General features: G+C 74.3%; 15 protein-coding genes and 1 tRNA gene. 14 read left to right on the top strand and 2 right to left on the bottom strand.

Features of this window, described 5'->3' with window-relative positions:
- Window positions 1–25 precede the first annotated feature (25 nt).
- The 8 genes from fdh (at window position 26) to ACQP2H_RS15685 (ending at window position 9522) form a co-directional block, all read left to right on the top strand.
- The gene (fdh, locus tag ACQP2H_RS15720; RefSeq protein WP_357533403.1) at window positions 26–3331 is read left to right on the top strand and encodes a formate dehydrogenase; all 3306 of its coding nucleotides are present in this window, start codon (window positions 26–28) and stop codon (window positions 3329–3331) included.
- The gene (locus tag ACQP2H_RS15715; RefSeq protein WP_357533405.1) at window positions 3324–4415 is read left to right on the top strand and encodes a 4Fe-4S dicluster domain-containing protein; all 1092 of its coding nucleotides are present in this window, start codon (window positions 3324–3326) and stop codon (window positions 4413–4415) included. The genes fdh and ACQP2H_RS15715 overlap by 8 nt, the downstream gene beginning before the upstream one ends.
- Before the next feature lie 190 nt (window positions 4416–4605).
- The gene (gene nrfD / locus ACQP2H_RS15710) at window positions 4606–5598 is read left to right on the top strand and encodes an NrfD/PsrC family molybdoenzyme membrane anchor subunit (protein WP_374197561.1); all 993 of its coding nucleotides are present in this window, start codon (window positions 4606–4608) and stop codon (window positions 5596–5598) included.
- A 45-nt stretch (window positions 5599–5643) separates the two neighbouring features.
- Window positions 5644–5739 (top strand) — tRNA-Sec (locus ACQP2H_RS15705).
- A 22-nt stretch (window positions 5740–5761) separates the two neighbouring features.
- A complete protein-coding gene (gene selA, locus ACQP2H_RS15700; RefSeq protein WP_433233335.1) occupies window positions 5762–7060 on the top strand; it encodes an L-seryl-tRNA(Sec) selenium transferase in 1299 nt (432 codons plus the stop codon).
- Window position 7061: 1 nt separating this feature from the next.
- Window positions 7062–8822 (top strand): selenocysteine-specific translation elongation factor, encoded by a 1761-nt coding sequence (selB, locus tag ACQP2H_RS15695; protein ID WP_219462074.1) that lies wholly within the window; start codon window positions 7062–7064, stop codon window positions 8820–8822.
- A gap of 183 nt (window positions 8823–9005) precedes the next feature.
- Complete coding sequence (locus ACQP2H_RS15690; RefSeq protein WP_091240450.1) at window positions 9006–9203, top strand: hypothetical protein; 198 nt, start codon at window positions 9006–9008, stop codon at window positions 9201–9203.
- A gap of 142 nt (window positions 9204–9345) precedes the next feature.
- On the top strand, window positions 9346–9522 hold the full coding sequence (locus ACQP2H_RS15685) for an amidophosphoribosyltransferase (protein ID WP_208565895.1): 177 nt from the start codon (window positions 9346–9348) through the stop codon (window positions 9520–9522).
- 89 nt (window positions 9523–9611) lie between these two features.
- Here the strand turns inward: ACQP2H_RS15685 and ACQP2H_RS15680 are convergent, their stop codons facing one another.
- Complete coding sequence (locus ACQP2H_RS15680; protein WP_357533410.1) at window positions 9612–10268, bottom strand: hypothetical protein; 657 nt, start codon at window positions 10266–10268, stop codon at window positions 9612–9614.
- Between the two features lie 138 nt (window positions 10269–10406).
- Between ACQP2H_RS15680 and ACQP2H_RS15675 the strand changes: the two genes are divergently transcribed.
- The gene (locus tag ACQP2H_RS15675) at window positions 10407–10607 is read left to right on the top strand and encodes a hypothetical protein (protein ID WP_208565897.1); all 201 of its coding nucleotides are present in this window, start codon (window positions 10407–10409) and stop codon (window positions 10605–10607) included.
- A gap of 182 nt (window positions 10608–10789) precedes the next feature.
- Here ACQP2H_RS15675 and ACQP2H_RS15670 read toward each other — a convergent pair whose 3' ends face one another.
- On the bottom strand, window positions 10790–11671 hold the full coding sequence (locus ACQP2H_RS15670; RefSeq protein ID WP_208565898.1) for a universal stress protein: 882 nt from the start codon (window positions 11669–11671) through the stop codon (window positions 10790–10792).
- Window positions 11672–11916: 245 nt separating this feature from the next.
- Between ACQP2H_RS15670 and ACQP2H_RS15665 the strand changes: the two genes are divergently transcribed.
- The 5 genes from ACQP2H_RS15665 (at window position 11917) to ACQP2H_RS15645 (ending at window position 15791) form a co-directional block, all read left to right on the top strand.
- Window positions 11917–13092, top strand: a complete 1176-nt coding sequence (locus ACQP2H_RS15665) for a PP2C family protein-serine/threonine phosphatase (protein ID WP_219462071.1) — start codon at window positions 11917–11919, stop codon at window positions 13090–13092.
- Between the two features lie 47 nt (window positions 13093–13139).
- Window positions 13140–13607: a MarR family winged helix-turn-helix transcriptional regulator gene (locus tag ACQP2H_RS15660; RefSeq protein ID WP_208565900.1), complete on the top strand. Its 468-nt coding sequence runs from the start codon at window positions 13140–13142 to the stop codon at window positions 13605–13607.
- A 275-nt stretch (window positions 13608–13882) separates the two neighbouring features.
- Entirely contained in the window at window positions 13883–14515 is a 633-nt protein-coding gene (locus ACQP2H_RS15655; protein ID WP_357533413.1) for a CDP-alcohol phosphatidyltransferase family protein, read from the top strand.
- Window positions 14512–15462 (top strand): DUF881 domain-containing protein, encoded by a 951-nt coding sequence (locus tag ACQP2H_RS15650; RefSeq protein ID WP_357533415.1) that lies wholly within the window; start codon window positions 14512–14514, stop codon window positions 15460–15462. The genes ACQP2H_RS15655 and ACQP2H_RS15650 overlap by 4 nt, the downstream gene beginning before the upstream one ends.
- Entirely contained in the window at window positions 15459–15791 is a 333-nt protein-coding gene (locus tag ACQP2H_RS15645) for a small basic family protein (protein ID WP_067311500.1), read from the top strand. Before ACQP2H_RS15650 ends, ACQP2H_RS15645 begins: the two co-directional genes overlap by 4 nt.
- The last annotated feature ends 1 nt before the right edge of the window (window position 15792 follow it).

The raw sequence follows: 15792 nt of genomic DNA, 5'->3' as shown, positions 1-15792 counted from the left end.
TTCATGCCGGGGAGGGAGGAGCGCAGTGGGTCTGCGTACCTTCATCGCGGGCTGGCCGGTCTACCGCCAGCTCACCGGCACCGACCCGCTCGGCCGGGGCGCGGCGGCGCAGTCGGACCGCTCCGCCGGGCTGACCGCCCGCACCGAGACCGCCGACCGGGTGGCCCGCTCGGTCTGCCCGTACTGCGCGGTCGGCTGCGGGCAGCGGGTGTACGTCTCCGACGACCGGGTCACCCAGATCGAGGGCGACCCGGACAGCCCGATCTCCCGGGGGCGGCTCTGCCCGAAGGGCTCGGCCAGCAGGAGCCTGGTCACCAGCCCGCTGCGGCAGACCACGGTCCGCTACCGGCGACCGTATTCCACCGAGTGGGAGGACCTCGACCTCGACACCGCGCTCGACATGATCACCGACCGGATCCTCGCCGCCCGCGAGCAGACCTGGGAGGACGTCGACAGCGACGGCCGGCCGTTGCACCGCACGCTGGGCATCTCCAGCCTGGGTGGGGCGACGCTGGACAACGAGGAGAACTACCTCATCAAGAAGCTGTTCACCGCGATGGGGGCGCTCCAGATCGAGAACCAGGCCCGCATTTGACACTCCGCCACCGTCCCCGGTCTGGGGGCCAGCTTCGGTCGCGGTGGCGCGACGGACTTCCAACAGGACCTCGCCAACGCTGACGTCATCGTCATCCAGGGCTCGAACATGGCCGAGGCCCATCCGGTGGGCTTCCAGTGGGTCATGGAGGCCAAACGGCGCGGTGCGAAGGTCTTCCACGTCGATCCCCGGTTCACCCGCACCAGCGCGGTCGCCGACACCTACCTGCCGATCCGGGCGGGCACCGACATCGCCCTGCTCGGCGGCGTGGTGCGCTACATCCTGGACAACGAGCTGGACTTCCGGGAGTACGTGCTGGCGTACACGAACGCGGCGACGATCGTCAGCGAGCAGTTCGCCGACACCGAGGACGGCGACGGCCTGTTCTCCGGCTACGACCCGAACACCGACAGCTACGTGGAGACCAGCTGGCAGTACGCCGGGCACGAGGGGGACTCCGGCAACGGGCACACCGCCAAGGAACGCGACAACGCGGCCGGCCTGCGGCACGAGTCGCACGGCGCGCAGGTGCACGGGCAGACCCAGCGGGACGAGACCCTGCAACATCCACGTTGCGTCTACCAGATCCTGCGCCGGCACTTCGCCCGCTACACCCCGGAGATGGTGGAGCGGGTCTGCGGCATCCCCCGGGACAAGTTCCTGGAGCTGGCGCGGGCCTGGACGGAGAACTCGGGCCGGGACCGCACCGGCGCACTGGTCTACTCGGTGGGCTGGACCCAGCACAGCGTCGGTGTGCAGTACATCCGCACCGGGGCGATCATCCAGTTGCTGCTGGGCAACATGGGCCGGCCGGGCGGCGGCATCCTGGCGTTGCGCGGGCACGCCAGCATCCAGGGCTCCACGGACATCCCGACGCTGTTCAACCTGCTGCCCGGTTACCTGCCGATGCCGCACCACGCCGACCACCCGACGTTCGACGACTGGGTGGACAGCATCCGCCACCCCGGGCAGAAGGGTTTCTGGGGCGACGCGCGGGCGTACGCGGCGAGCCTGTTGAAGGCGTACTGGGGGGACGCGGCGACCCCGGACAACGACTTCTGCTATGACCACCTGCCCCGGATGACCGGCGACCACGGCACCTACCAGCAGGTGCTCAACATGATCGACGGCAAGATCAAGGGGTACTTCCTGCTCGGCCAGAACCCGGCTGTCGGCTCGGCGCACGGGCGGGCGCAGCGGCTCGGCATGGCCAACCTGGACTGGCTGGTGGTCCGCGACCTGTTCATGATCGAGAGCGCCACGTTCTGGAAGAACGGCCCCGAGGTGGCCACCGGCGAGATCGTCCCGACCGAGTGCCGCACCGAGGTGTTCTTCCTGCCGGCGGCCTCGCACGTGGAGAAGGAGGGCACCTTCACCCAGACCCAGCGGCTGTTGCAGTGGCGGGAGAAGGCCGTCGAGCCACCGGGCGACGCCCGCTCCGAGCTGTGGTTCTTCTACCACCTGGGGCGGCGGCTGCGGGAGCGGCTGGCCGGTTCCCCCCACCGCCGCGACCGCGCCCTGCTCGACCTGGCCTGGGACTACCCCACCGACGGCCCGCACGACGAGCCGAGCGCCGAGGCGGTGCTGCGCGAGATCAACGGGTACGACGTGTCCACCGGCCGTCCACTGTCCTCGTTCACCGAGGCGAAGGACGACGGCAGCACCGCCGTGGGCTGCTGGATCTACTCCGGCGTCTACGCCGACGGGGTCAACCAGGCCGCCCGCCGCCGGTCCCGGCACGAACAGGACTGGGTCGCCGCCGAGTGGGGCTGGGCGTGGCCGGCGAACCGGCGCATCCTCTACAACCGGGCGTCGGCCGACCCGCAGGGCCGCCCGTGGAGCGAGCGCAAGAAGTACGTCTGGTGGGACCCGCAGGCCGGCGAGTGGACCGGTCACGACGTGCCGGACTTCGAGCGGACGAAACCGCCGACGTACCGGCCGCCGCAGGGGGCGTCCGGCCCGGCGGCGCTGGCCGGCGACGATCCGTTCATCATGCAGGCCGACGGCAAGGGTTGGCTGTACGCGCCGAGCGGGGTGCTCGACGGTCCGCTGCCGACGCACTACGAGCCGGCGGAGTCGCCGCTGCGCAACCCGCTCTACGGCCAGCAGGCCAACCCGACCCGCAAGGTGTACGCCCACCCGGTGAACTCGGTGAACCCGAGCCCACCGCAGGAACACAGCCAGGTCTTCCCGTACGTGTTCACGGTCAGCCGGCTCACCGAGCACCACACCGCCGGGGCGATGAGCCGTACGGTGCGTCCACTGGCGGAGCTGCAACCGGAGATGTTCGTGGAGGTGTCCCCGGAGTTGGCCGCCGAGACGGGGCTGACCCACCTCGGCTGGGCGCACCTGATCAGCGGCCGGGCGGTGATCGAGGCGAAGGTGCTGGTCACCGACCGGCTCACCCCGCTGCGGGTGGACGGTCGGATCATCCACCAGCTCTGGCTGCCATACCACTTCGGCTACGAGGGGCTGGTCACCGGCGACTCGGCCAACGACCTGTTCGGCATCACCCTGGACCCGAACGTGCTCATTCAGGAGAGCAAGGTCGGCACCTGCGACGTCCGGCCGGGCCGGCGACCGACCGGCCCGGTGTTGCGGGACCTGGTCGAGGACTACCGTCGACGGGCCGGGATCGTGCCCGGGGAACGCCCGCCGACGGTGACGACCCCGGTGCTGCGGCCGGCGGGTCGCAGCGACGACGGGCCACGGGAGAAGGGCGCCGACCATGCCTGACGGCAACAGCCTCTACGGCCCGCTCGATCCGGCCCCGGACGCGGGCTGGACGGCTGCCGGCCCCCGGATGGGGTTCTTCACCGACACCAGCGTCTGCATCGGCTGCAAGGCGTGCGAGGTGGCCTGCAAGGAGTGGAACGCCGTCCCCGAGTCCGGCTTCGACCTGCTCGGCATGTCGTACGACAACACCGGCGCGTTGACCGCGAACTCCTGGCGGCACGTGGCCTTCGTCGAGCAGCCGGTGCCGGCCGGGCACCGCACCGCCCCGTTCGCCGGGAACCCGACCGGTGCTTCGGCCGGCGCGACGTCGGCGGCGGTCGCCGCCGGCACGACCGGCACCAGCGGCACCGAACCGGGCGTACCCCCGGGCGACGCCGACGCCGCCGCCCGGATGGCCACCGCGCCGGGTGGCACCGTCGGTGCGTCGGCGGGTGGCGCCGGCGGCACGGGCACCCGGTTTCTCGGCATGCCCGGGGCCGCGCCACCCGGCCGGGACACCGGTGTGGAGACCCGCACCGACTTCCGCTGGCTGATGATGTCGGACGTCTGCAAGCACTGCACCCACGCCGCCTGCCTGGACGTCTGCCCCACCGGGTCGCTGTTCCGCACCGAGTTCGGCACGGTGGTGGTGCAGGAGGACATCTGCAACGGCTGCGGTTACTGCATCTCCGCCTGCCCCTACGGGGTGATCGACCAGCGTAAGGGCGACGGCCGGGCGTGGAAGTGCACGCTGTGCTACGACCGGCTCGGCGCGGGGATGACCCCGGCCTGCGCCCAGGCCTGCCCGACCGAGTCCATCCAGTACGGCCCCCTCGACGAGCTGCGGGAGCGGGCCGCGCAGCGGGTCGCCACGCTGCACGACCGGGGCGTCCCGGAGGCCCGGCTGTACGGTCACGACCCGACCGACGGCGTCGGTGGCGACGGCGCGTTCTTCCTGCTCCTCGACGAGCCCGAGGTGTACGGCCTGCCCCCGGACCCGGTGGTCACCACCCGGGACCTGCCCCGGATGTGGCGGCGGGCGGGGCTCGCCGCGTTGGCCATGACGGCGGCGGCCGTCGCCGCGTTCGTCGGAGGGTCGTCGTGACCGCCGGCCGGATTCCGGTGGGGGAGCGGTTCCGGGGCTTCCGCGCCCGGCTCGCCGCCGACGGTGTGTTCCGGCCGCAGCGCTCCTCGGTACGGCTCGGCCACGGCCCGAAGGTCGGTGCCGGACCGGCCGAGGGTGCGCACCCGGCCGGCGCCCCGGGTTCGGCCGACGCGCCGGTGCCGCCCGGGACGTGCCGCCGGTGGCGCGGCGGCGTGGCCGGGGTGGGCGCGGCGGCGAGGAGCTGCGCGTCCCGGAGGCGGAGTTCACCTCCTACTACGGCCGGCCGATCCTCAAGGCCCCGGTGTGGCGGTGGGACATCGCCGCTTACCTGTTCACCGGTGGGCTGGCCGCCGGGTCGTCGTTGCTGGCCGCCGGGGGGCAGCTCACCGGCCGGCCGGCGTTGCGGCGGGCCGGCCGGGTCACCGCGTTGGGCGCGGTCACCGCCAGCGCGTACTTCCTGGTCAACGACCTGGGCCGGCCGGCCCGGTTCCACCACATGCTGCGGGTGGCGAAACCGACCTCGCCGATGTCGGTGGGCACCTGGATCCTCACCGCGTACGGCCCGGCCGCCGGGCTCGCCGCCGTCGCCGAGGGCGCCCGGCTGCTGCCCGGGGGCGGGGTGTCCGGACTGGCCCGTCGACTGCTGCCGCCGGCCGGGCAGGTCGCCGGGCTGGCCGCCGCCGCCGTCGCGCCCGCGCTGGCCACGTACACCGGGGTGCTGCTGGCCGGGACGGCGGTGCCGTCCTGGCACGAGGCGTACCCGGAGCTGCCGACCATCTTCGCGGGCAGCGCGCTGGCCAGCGGCGCCGGTGTGGGATTGCTCGCCGCGCCCTGTGCCCAGGCCGGGCCGGCCCGCCGGATGGCGGTGGCCGGGGCCGCCCTGGAACTGTGGGGTGCGCACTCGGTGGAAACCCGGCTGGGTCTGCTCAGTGAGCCCTACCGGCTGGGTAGGGCGGGTCGGCTGCTGCGCGCGGGTCGCCTGCTCACCGCCGCCGGGGTGGTCGGGGCGCTGGCCGGCCGGCGCAGCCGGGTGGTGTCCGCGTTGTCCGGCACCGCGCTGCTGGCCGCTTCGGTGGCCACCCGGTTCGGCATCTTCCACGGCGGGGTGGCCTCGGCGCGGGACCCGAAGTACACGGTCCTGCCGCAGCGGGAACGGATCCGTCGCCGGTCGGAGCAGGTCTGACACCTCACCGCGCCGTCGGGGTGGCGCTGTGGTTGACTCGGGGGCGGAGGCGTTCAGGCGGCTGGTGCCCCTCCCAGCCTTCAAAGCTGGTGTGGTCCGGGATCCGGGCCAGGCGGGTTCGATTCCCGTCCGTCTCCGCCAACCACCGGGGGAGCTGACACGCATGGGCGAGGCGGCGGTCGATCCGCGACGGCGGGTGCCGCGTACCGACGTGCTGTTGGCCGATCCGGCGGTGGCCGCTGCGGTGGCCACCCTCGGCCGGGCCCGGGTGAAGGTCGCCGTCGCCCGCGCCCAGCAGCGGGCCCGCCACGGTGAGATCACCCCCGACGAGGTACGCGACGCCGTCCTCACCGACCTGCCCGCCCCCGGGCCCCGGGCGGTGCTCAACGCCACCGGGGTGGTGCTGCACACCAACCTCGGGCGGGCCCCCCTGTCCCCGGCCGCCGTCGACGCGCTGGTCGCCGCCGCCGGCTGCACCGACGTGGAACTGGACCTCGGCACCGGTCGGCGGGCCCGCCGGGGCCGCGACGCACTCGCCGCGCTGGCCGCGGCGGTGCCCGACGCCGCCGCCGTGCACGTGGTCAACAACGGCGCGGCGGCCCTGGTGCTCGCCGCGACCGCGTTGGCCGCCGGCCGGGAGATCGTGGTCAGCCGGGGTGAACTGGTGGAGATCGGCGACGGGTTCCGCCTGCCCGACCTGCTGGCCAGCACCGGTGCCCGCCTGCGCGAGGTCGGCACGACCAACCGCACCACCCGCGACGACTACGCCCGGGCGGTCGGCCCGGCCACGGGTTTCGTGCTCAAGGTGCACCCGTCCAATTTCGTGGTCACCGGGTTCACCTCGGCCGTCGGGGTCGGTGACCTGGCCACCCTCGGCGTGCCGGTGGTGGCCGACATCGGATCCGGCCTGCTCACCGCCGACCCGCTGCTGCTCGCCGAGCCGGACGCGGCGGGCACCCTGCGCGCCGGGGCACACCTGGTCACCGCCAGCGGCGACAAGCTCCTCGGTGGCCCGCAGGCCGGGCTGCTGCTCGGCGACGCCGACCTGGTCGACCGGTTGCGTCGCCATCCGCTGGCCCGGGCGCTGCGGGTGGACAAGCTGACCCTCGCCGCGTTGGCGGCCACCCTGCACGGGCCGACCACCCCCACCCGGGCCGCCCTGCACGCCGACCCAACCATGCTGCGGGACCGCTGCGAACGGCTGCGCGACGCCCTCGGTGCCGAGGGACACAAAGCCGAGGTGGTGCCCAGCGTCGCCGTCGTCGGTGGGGGCGGCGCCCCGGGCGTCGAGCTGGACTCGTGGGCGCTGAGCCTGCCCGAGCGGTACGCCGCCGCCCTGCGGCAGGGCGACCCGCCGGTGCTGGGCCGGGTGGTCCGGGGCCGGCTGCTGCTGGACCTGCGCTGCGTACCCGCCGACGCCGACGACACGGTGCGCGACGTGGTGCTGCGGGTGGCCGACTGAGATGCACGTCGTCGCGACCGCCGGGCACGTCGACCACGGCAAGTCCACCCTGGTCCGGGCGTTGACCGGGATGGAACCGGACCGGTGGGCCGAGGAACGCCGCCGGGGGATGACCATCGACCTCGGCTTCGCCTGGACCGCCCTGCCCACCGGTGACACGGTCGCGTTCGTCGACGTGCCCGGGCACGAGCGGTTCGTGCCGAACATGCTCGCCGGGGTGGGACCGGTGCCGGCGGCGTTGGTCGTGGTCGCCGCCGACGAGGGCTGGATGCCGCAGTCGGCCGAGCACCTGGCCGCCCTGCACGCCCTCGGGGTGTCCCACGGGCTGCTGGTGGTGACCCGGGCGGACCTGGCCGACCCGGGACCGGCGGCGGCGCAGGCCCGTGCGCGGCTCGCCGCGACGTCGCTGGGCGCGGTCGAGTCGGTGGCGGTCAGCGCCGTCACCGGTGTCGGCCTGCCCGAGCTGCGCGCCGCCCTGGGCCGGCTGGTGGCCCGGCTGCCCCCGCCGCGCACCGACGGGCCGGTGCGGCTGTGGATCGACCGGGCATTCACCATCCGGGGCAGCGGCACGGTGGTCACCGGCACCCTCGGCGGTGGTGAGCTGCACGTCGGTGACCAGGTGGCGCTCGCCACCACCGGCGAACCGGTCCGGGTCCGGGGCCTGCACCGGCTCGGGACGGCCGCGTCTCGGGTCGCCGCGGTGTCCCGGGTGGCGGTCAACCTGCGCGGGGTGCCCCGGGACCGGCTCGGCCGGGGCGACGCCCTGCTCACCCCCGGTGAGTTCCACCGGACCGACCTGCTCGACGTGCGGTTGGCCGGCGACCCGGCCGGTGACCTGCCGGTCACGCTGACCCTGCACGTCGGGTCGGCGGCGGTGCCGGCGCGGGTCCGTCCGCTCGGCGCGGACACCGTGCGGTTGCGGCTGGCCCGTCCGTTGCCGCTGCTGATCGGGGACCGTGCGGTGCTGCGCGATCCGGGGCGGCACCACGTCTGCGGTGGCGTGACCGTGCTGGACGTGGCACCGCCACCGTTGAGCCGACGCGGTGCCGCCGCCGCCCGCGCGACCGTCCTCACCGACCTGGACGGGCAGCCCGACCTGGCGGGGGAGCTGCGCCGCCGCCGGCTCGTCCGGGCCGGTGAGCTGACCCGGATGGGAGTCACCGGCGCAGTCGCCCCGGTCGCCGGGGACTGGCTGGCCGACCCCGGGCACTGGCGGTGGCTGGGCGGACGACTGGTCGAGGAGGTGACCGCCTGGGTGGCCGCGCACCCGTTGGAGGCGGGCGCCCCGGTGGAGGCGCTGCGGCAGCGCCTCGGCCTACCCGACCGGGCCCTGGTGGAGGCGTTGGTCCGGCCGCCGTTGACGCTGCGGGCCGGCCGGATCGGCACCGGGGCGTCCGGCGGCCTACCCGAGCCGGTGGCCCGCGCGGTCGACCGGGTCCGCAGCGAGTACGCCACCCACCCGTTCCGCGCGCCGCAGGCCGACCGGCTGGCCGCGCTGGGCCTCGGCCCCCGGGAGGTCGGTGCGGCCGTGCGGGCCGGTGCGTTGCTACGGCTGGCGGACAACGTGGTGCTGCTGCCCGACGCGGCCGACGAGGCGGTGCGGGTCCTCGCCCGGCTGCCGCAGCCGTTCACCCTCAGCGCCGCCCGGCAGGCCCTGGACACCACCCGTCGGGTGGCGGTGCCGCTGCTGGAGCTGCTGGACCGCCGTGGGGTGACCCGCCGGTTGCCTGACGACGCCCGCGAGGTGACCGGGACGGGTTGACCGGTGGGCCGGGCCCGCCGGCAGCCGGCGCGGGTCGCAGCCGGCGGCGTTCCCCGTCGACCCCGGTGCCGGGCGGTGGCCCTACCCGACGGTGGGCGCTGAACCTGCCCCCGCCGGCCGGCCGGACCGGGCACACCGGCGAACCGCCCTCCGGGTGGCTCCGGGTCGCCTACCGTGACGCCCATGGACCCTTCGGCGGTCTGGCGGGACCGGAACCATCGCTGGCGGATCGAGGCGTACCGGGCCCCGGACCTGCGGTTCGCCATCTTCGCCACCAACGGCCCCACCGAGAGTGCGCCGCTGTGGTTGTTCGGCATGGCCGCGTTGGCCCGCTGGTTGATGACCCACGCCATCTCCCTGGACGACCTGGAGACCGACTGACCGGGCGGACCCATCCCGCCCCGGCGGTCGGCGCGGTGGACCCGCCCGGTCCGTCGGCGTCGCCCGGAAGGGGGAACCGGGTCTGATCGCCCGGCCCGGCAGGGCGGGTGCTCGTACCGTGCGGGGCGTGAAGGACCGAGGAATGCGGACGTTTCTGGCGGTGGTCGCCGGCCTCGCGGTGATCTACTTCGGGGTGACCGGGCGGAGCTCCACCGAGGACGGCGGTGGGGTCTCCGGCGGGGTGGTGCTGTTGGCCCTGCTCGCCGCCGTGCTGGTGTGGTACCTGACCAAGCCGGCGGGCAACAAACCGGTCGACTGACTGCTGCTCCGGTGGCCCCGTGCGCCACCCGGCTCGTCCAGCGCGATCAACGTCTGCGGCGGCGACGGGATCGCGGCGGGGGCGACCGGTCAGCGGGTCGCGGCGGCGGTGCGGGTCACCTCACCGGCCGACTCCTCCCCGAGGGCCACCCGGACCAGCGCCGACGCCAGCCGGCCGAAGTCCGGTTCGGCGACCAGCCCGGCCAACCCGTGCGGGTCGGCCGGTAGGCCGAGTCGTTTCGCGCCGGCCAGGGTGCGCCGGTCGGCGTACGGACGCACGTCCGGCCAGACCGTCTGCGCCTCCCGCAGGAAGATGTCCGCCCCGGTCGGGCCGATGCCGGGAAACTCGGTCAGCCGCCGTCGCAGCGCCGCCGGTTCGCCCCCGGCCTCCCGGTGCATCCGCCGCAGGTCACCGTGCCAGCGGTCCAGGCACAGGCGGGCCGCGGTGCCGAGCATCGTGGCGGTCCGCTCGTCGTAGCGGCGGTAGTGGCCGCGACCCAACGCGTCCACCCGGTCCTGCCATGGTGCCGCCTCCATCGCCTGCGGGGTACGCCACCCGGCGGCGAACAGTTCCCGGGCGGCGGCCACCGCCACCTGGGCCCGGATCCGGGTGCTCAGCAACGTGGTGAGCACCAGCAGTTGGTAGAGCGGGCCGGGCCGGTCGGCAAGCGTGATGCCGGCCTCCTCGGCGTAGGTGCGGCTCTGCCGGTCCAGCAGCGTCCGGGCCAGCCGTCGATCGTCCCCCATCACCCGGTACTACCCGTCCTGCCGCAGCTCACCCCCGGCCCCCGGGGTCGACCTGCCGGGGCCCGCATGCGGCTCCCGGTGGCGGGTAACCGCTGCCGGGCGCGGAACACCGTGCCCCCACCCGGGAAGGAGACACCCGTGACGAACGTGCAGCAGCCTGAGATGCGCCGCAACGGGAACAACCCGACCGTGCAGGACAGCGCGGGGCCTCCCGCGACCGGACACCCCGCCAACCGGGGCACCTCGCGCGGTGACCGGGGTCGCCCGACGCCCCGCGGCCAGGCGTCCCCGTACGGTCCGGGCGCGCAGACCGCCGACGACGACAGCGACCGGGGCTGACCACCCCGACGGCGGGGCCCGTGCGGGTGCCGGTGCGCTGCCGTCACCGGGCCCGGTTCCACCCGCCCGGACCGGGCCCGGTGCGCTGCGGAAGGGCCGTGATCGGATCGGCACTCCTGTGGCGTGTCGCCCACGTTCCGCAGTCTGGTCACGCGCCGGGCCGGGTGTGCCCGGCGGTGCCGTCAGGTCGGGGTGCGGACCACGGCGACCGGGCAGGCGCTGTGGTGCAGCACCCGGTGGCTGACCGAGCCGAGCAGCAGGCCGCCCAGCTCGCCGTGACCCCGACCGCCGACCACCACCAGCTGCGCCCGGCGGGACGCCTCGGTGAGCGCGGCGACCGGCCGGGCGTGTACGGGCTCCCGGTCGACGGGCACGTCGGGGTGTCGTTCGGCGAGCCCGACGAGGCACCCGGCGAGCACGTCGTCCTCCTCGTCGCGCAGCCGGGACTCGTCGTACACCAGGGGTTGGATGTCGCCGGGGCGGGTGGAGGCCGGGTGGGTGTAGGCGTGCAGGGCCCGCAGTCGGACGCCCCGGGCGGACGCCTGCGCGGCGGCGAAGTCCACGGCGGCGCGGGAGGCCGGCGAGCCGTCGACCCCCACGACCACCGGGCCGTCGGGGTGTTCCTCGCCCCGGGCGACCAGGACCGGACAGTCGGCGTGCGTGGCGACCTGGATCGCCACCGAACCGACCAGCAGCGCGGTGAATCCGCCGAGGCCCCGGTCACCCAGCACGATGACCGCCGCGCCGGGTGTCTCGCCGAGCAGCACCGCCGAGGCCTCACCGTCGATGATCTCTCCGGTCACCCGGACGCCGGGCTGCGCCGTGCGGGCTTCGGCCACGGCCGCCTCCACCAGGTTCTGTGCCTGCTGGCGCAACCCGCCGCCGGGTGGGTTGCCGGCGAGCGGGTCGATCGGCACCCGCAGCAGCGGCCAGATGAAGCCGTGCACCACCCGCAGTGGCCGGTGCCCCCGCACCGCCTCGGTCGCGGCCAGCCGGACGGCGCGTAGCGCCGACTCCGAGCCGTCCACGCCCACCACGACCGCCGCGCCGTTCGCCGAGTTCACCCCGCGCACCTCCCGCCCGCGCCAGTATCTCGGCCGGGCGGGGGTCGGCGGGGCGGAAACCGCCGACCCCGACCCGGCCGGTACGGCTGTCGGCGTCGGTCGGGTCGGGTCGGGTCGAAGGAGGGTGTCGTCGGTTGCGGTGCGGCGGTGCGGGGGGCGGTCCCAGCCGTGGTGACCCCGGTCGGAACGGGGCCGATCGCTCCGTATGATGCTTGCCCTGTAGCAAGAATCTCGGAGGGACGATCATGTCGGATGCGCTCGCAGCGATGTCGCGTGCGCTACGTGAGGCTCCACCCGACCAGGTGGTGGAGGCCGTCGACCGGGCCCTCCGGTCCGCCCTCGACGCGGTGCGGGTCGACGTGTTCCTGGCCGACTACCGGATCAGTGGGCTGTGGTCGGTGCTCGACCCGGAGCTGTCCGCCGGGTCCCTCAGCGGCCAGGGCGCGGCGCAACGCTGCTTCAGCGGCCAGCGACCGGTGCTCGACCCGCACGACGGCGGGCCCTTGCGGGTGTGGGCGCCGCTGACCGCGTGGGGGGAACGCCTGGGGGTGTTCCTGGTCGAGCTGGCCGGTGGTCCGGACCACCCGACCGTGGACCTGATCGCCGACCTGGCCGTCGACCTGGCCACCACGTTGCGGGCCGCCGACCGGGAGACCGACCGCTACCGGCGTACGCGGCGTCGGGAGCGGCTGAGCATGGCCGCCGAGATGCAGTGGGAGCTGTTGCCTGGGCGCAGCGTCACCAACGAGGCGTTCCTGCTGGCCGGGCAGCTCGAACCGGCGTACTCGGTGGGTGGCGACCACTTCGACTGGTCGGTCGACCCGGGGCGGCTCACCCTCACCGTCCTCAACGGGGCCGGGACCGGGTTGGCCGCCGCGATGCTCACCGCGCTCACGGTCAACGCCATCCGCAACGCGAGACGCTCGGGCGGTGGTCTGGTGGAGCAGGCCGAACTGGCCTCGGACACCCTGTTCTACCAGCATCGCGGGCAGCGGCACGTGGCGACGTTGCTGCTGTCGGTGGACACCGCCACCGGTCGCGCGCGGGCGGTCGACGCCGGTTCGCCGCGGGTGCTGCGGCTGCGGGGGAGCGCCATCGAACGGATCACCCTGGAGCCGCAGCTGCCGTTGGGCATGTTCGCCGAGACCCGCTACACGGTCCAGGAGTTCGACCTGCTGCCCGGTGACCGGCTCTTCGTGGTCAGCGACGGCGTGTACGACGCGCAGCCGGGCGGCCAGGAGGCATACGGTGAGCGGGCCATGGCCCGGTCGATGCGGTCGACGCGGCTGCAACCGGCGACGGAGGCGGTCGGTACGGTGATGCGCGAGCTGTTCGCATATCATGCCGACACTGATCTCCGTGACGACGCCGTCGTCGTGTGCCTGGACTGGTGCGGTCCGGGCGGGTGGCGCGCTCGGTGATCGGTCGTCAGCGACACACGACAGCGGAGAATCGCAGGGGACAGCGGGTGGATCGACCTCCGGATCTTGCTGCGGCGATCGATGCCGCCGCCGAGGCGCTCGTCGGTGTGCTCGACTCGGCCACTTCCCGTCACCAGGTGGCGGTCCCGCCGACCCAGCTGCGGGTGCTGGCGTTGATCAGGGAGCGGCCGGAGACGAACGTCAACGGGTTGGCCGAGCTGCTGGACGTGGTGCCGTCGTCGGCCAGCCGCCTCTGTGACCGGCTGGAGGCCACCGGCCTGCTGCGTCGCACCCCGGACCCCCGGGACCGGCGGGAGGTGCGGCTGGTCCTGACCGCCGCGGCGGTCACCCTGTTGGCCGAGGTCCGGGAGCGCCGGCACCGGGCGGTGCAGGCGGTGCTGGACCGGATGCCGGCGCGGGCCCAGCACGAACTGCTGTTGGCGCTGGTGGCCTTCGGTCAGGCGGCTGCCTCGGGCACGCCGCCCCAGACCGACACGGCCGTGCGTACCGCCTGAGGGCGGACCGCGTTCCCCTATTATCCTAGGATGCTTTAGCGGTGGTGACGCAGCACACGACAGACCACGTCGCCGACAGCGAACGCGTCGTACCGAAAGGCCACAACGAGCCCGATATAGTGGCTGCCGGCCCGGGGTGTCGACCGCCGCGGGCCGCATCAGGGGGAGGTCCCGGCCGGGATCACCGAGACGCCGGCACCCGCCGGCCCGGTAGCGCACGACTGATCGCGGCACCCGTGCGGGGCGCCGCGGATCGTGCTGCGGAGGGAGGTTCGGTGTCACGTCGGCCGGCTCGGGCAGAGCATCCGGGTGCACCGGGTGGGGCAGACCGGGTGATGACCCTGCCGAACCTGATCAGCTTCGTCCGGCTGCTCGGCGTACCCCTGTTTCTGTGGCTGTTCCTGGTCGTGGAGGCGGACGTCGCGGCGATCGTGGTGCTCGCCCTCGGCGGCACCTCCGACTGGGTGGACGGGTGGATCGCGCGCCGGCTCGGGCAGGTCAGCCGGCTGGGCGAGCTGCTCGACCCGCTCGCCGACCGGCTCTACATCCTCGCCACCCTGCTCGCCTTCACCGCCCGGGAGGTGGTGCCGTGGCAGTTCACCGCGGCGCTGCTGGCCCGGGAGCTGCTGCTGCTCGGTTCACTGGCGGTGCTGCGCCGCTACGGCTACGGCCCGCCGCCGGTGCACTACGTCGGCAAGACCGCCACCTTCCTGCTGCTGGCCGCCTTCCCGCTGCTGCTCGTCGCGTCGGTGACCACGTCGGTGACGGCGACGACCGTCGGGGCGATCGGCTGGGGGGCGGCCTGGTGGGGGCTGGTGCTGTACTGGGTGGCCGGGGCGATGTACGTGATGCAGGCGACCCAGCTGGTCCGGGGGGCACGGTCGGGTCCCGGGGGAGCTGCCGCGTGAGCGCGCCACAGGACGGGCCGAAGCCCCCGGTCCGGTTGTTCACCCCGGACTTCCTCACCGAGCTGTTCCAGAATCCGTTGGATCCGGGCTACGCCGACGCGGCGGCCCGTCGGCGGGAGGCGCCGCCGACGGCCGGTTGGCGGGGTGGCTCGGCGCGGGTGGTGGCGATCGTGGTGGTCGTCGCGGTGGGTTTCCTGTTCGCGGTGGCCTACCGGGAGACGATGGCCGACGAGCCGAGTCGCAGTCAGGCGCGGGCCGCGTTGATCGCGCAGATCAAGCAGCGGGAGGCGGAGACCGACGCGATGACCGTGCGGGCGGCGCGGTTGCGGGAGGAGGTCGGTCGGCAGCGCGACGCGGCGTTGAGTGGTTCGCAGGCGGCCCGGTTGCGCAACCTGGAGGCGGGGACCGGTCTCGGTCGGGTGCGTGGTGACGGGGTGGTGGTGCGGTTGGCCGACGCGCCGTCGCAGGACGACGGGGCGGTGGGCGGTGACTCGGGGGCCGGACCGTCCCGGGTGATCTACTCGGATCTGCAGAAGGTCGCCAACGATCTGTGGGCCGCGGGTGCGGAGGCGATCGCGATCAACGGTCAGCGGTTGACGGCGACGTCGACGATCCGGTCGGCGGGCGCGGCGATCCTGGTGGACTTCCGTCCGGTGACCAGCCCGTACGAGGTTTCGGCGATCGGGCCGAAGGCGTTGCGGGACCGGTTCGACGACAGCCGTTCGGCGTATCTGATGCGTCGGGTGGCCCGGGACACGGGGTTGTCGTTCGAGGTGCGCCGGGCGGACGACCTCACGCTGCCGTCCGCTCCGGAGCCGCGGCTACGCTACGCGCGGCCGTCGGTGAGTCCGAGTCCGTCGTCGACGGGTTCGGGTGCTGTTCGTTCGTCCGGTGCCGGGTCGTCCGGTCCGGGTTCGTCTTCCCGCCCTTCCGGAGGTGTCCGATGATCGCGGTGCTGGCGTTGCTCGCCGGTGTGGTGCTGGGGATCTATCTTGATCCGACGGTGCCTGCGGCGTTGCAGCCGTACCTGCCGATCGCGGTGGTGGCCGCGCTCGACGCCGTGTTCGGTGGGGTGCGGGCGAAGTTGGACCGGATCTTCGACGACAAGCAGTTCGTGGTGTCGTTCATCTCGAACGTGCTGGTGGCCGGGTTGATCGTGTATCTGGGTGACCAGTTGGGGGTGGGGGGTCAGTTGTCCACGGGTGTGGTGGTCGTGTTGGGGGTGCGGATCTTCGGCAATGTGGCGGCGATCCGCCGGCACCTGTTCCGGGCGTAGG

Source organism: Micromonospora sp. CA-248260 (assembly GCF_050942205.1).
GTDB classification, from domain to species: Bacteria; Actinomycetota; Actinomycetes; order Mycobacteriales; family Micromonosporaceae; genus Micromonospora; species Micromonospora antibiotica.
This window is presented reverse-complemented; position numbering and strand designations above follow the sequence as displayed.

Excerpts from the sequence above, each read along its gene's own strand:
- ACQP2H_RS15665 (WP_219462071.1), top strand. The coding sequence starts at position 11,917 with ATGTCGGATGCGCTCGCAGCGATGTCGCGTGCGCTACGTGAGGCTCCA.
- ACQP2H_RS15680 (WP_357533410.1), bottom strand. The coding sequence starts at position 10,268 with ATGGGGGACGATCGACGGCTGGCCCGGACGCTGCTGGACCGGCAGAGC.
- ACQP2H_RS15645 (WP_067311500.1), top strand. The coding sequence starts at position 15,459 with ATGATCGCGGTGCTGGCGTTGCTCGCCGGTGTGGTGCTGGGGATCTAT.
- ACQP2H_RS15690 (WP_091240450.1), top strand. The coding sequence starts at position 9,006 with ATGGACCCTTCGGCGGTCTGGCGGGACCGGAACCATCGCTGGCGGATC.
- ACQP2H_RS15715 (WP_357533405.1), top strand. The coding sequence starts at position 3,324 with ATGCCTGACGGCAACAGCCTCTACGGCCCGCTCGATCCGGCCCCGGAC.
- selB (WP_219462074.1), top strand. The coding sequence starts at position 7,062 with ATGCACGTCGTCGCGACCGCCGGGCACGTCGACCACGGCAAGTCCACC.
- selA (WP_433233335.1), top strand. The coding sequence starts at position 5,762 with ATGGGCGAGGCGGCGGTCGATCCGCGACGGCGGGTGCCGCGTACCGAC.
- ACQP2H_RS15685 (WP_208565895.1), top strand. The coding sequence starts at position 9,346 with ATGCGGACGTTTCTGGCGGTGGTCGCCGGCCTCGCGGTGATCTACTTC.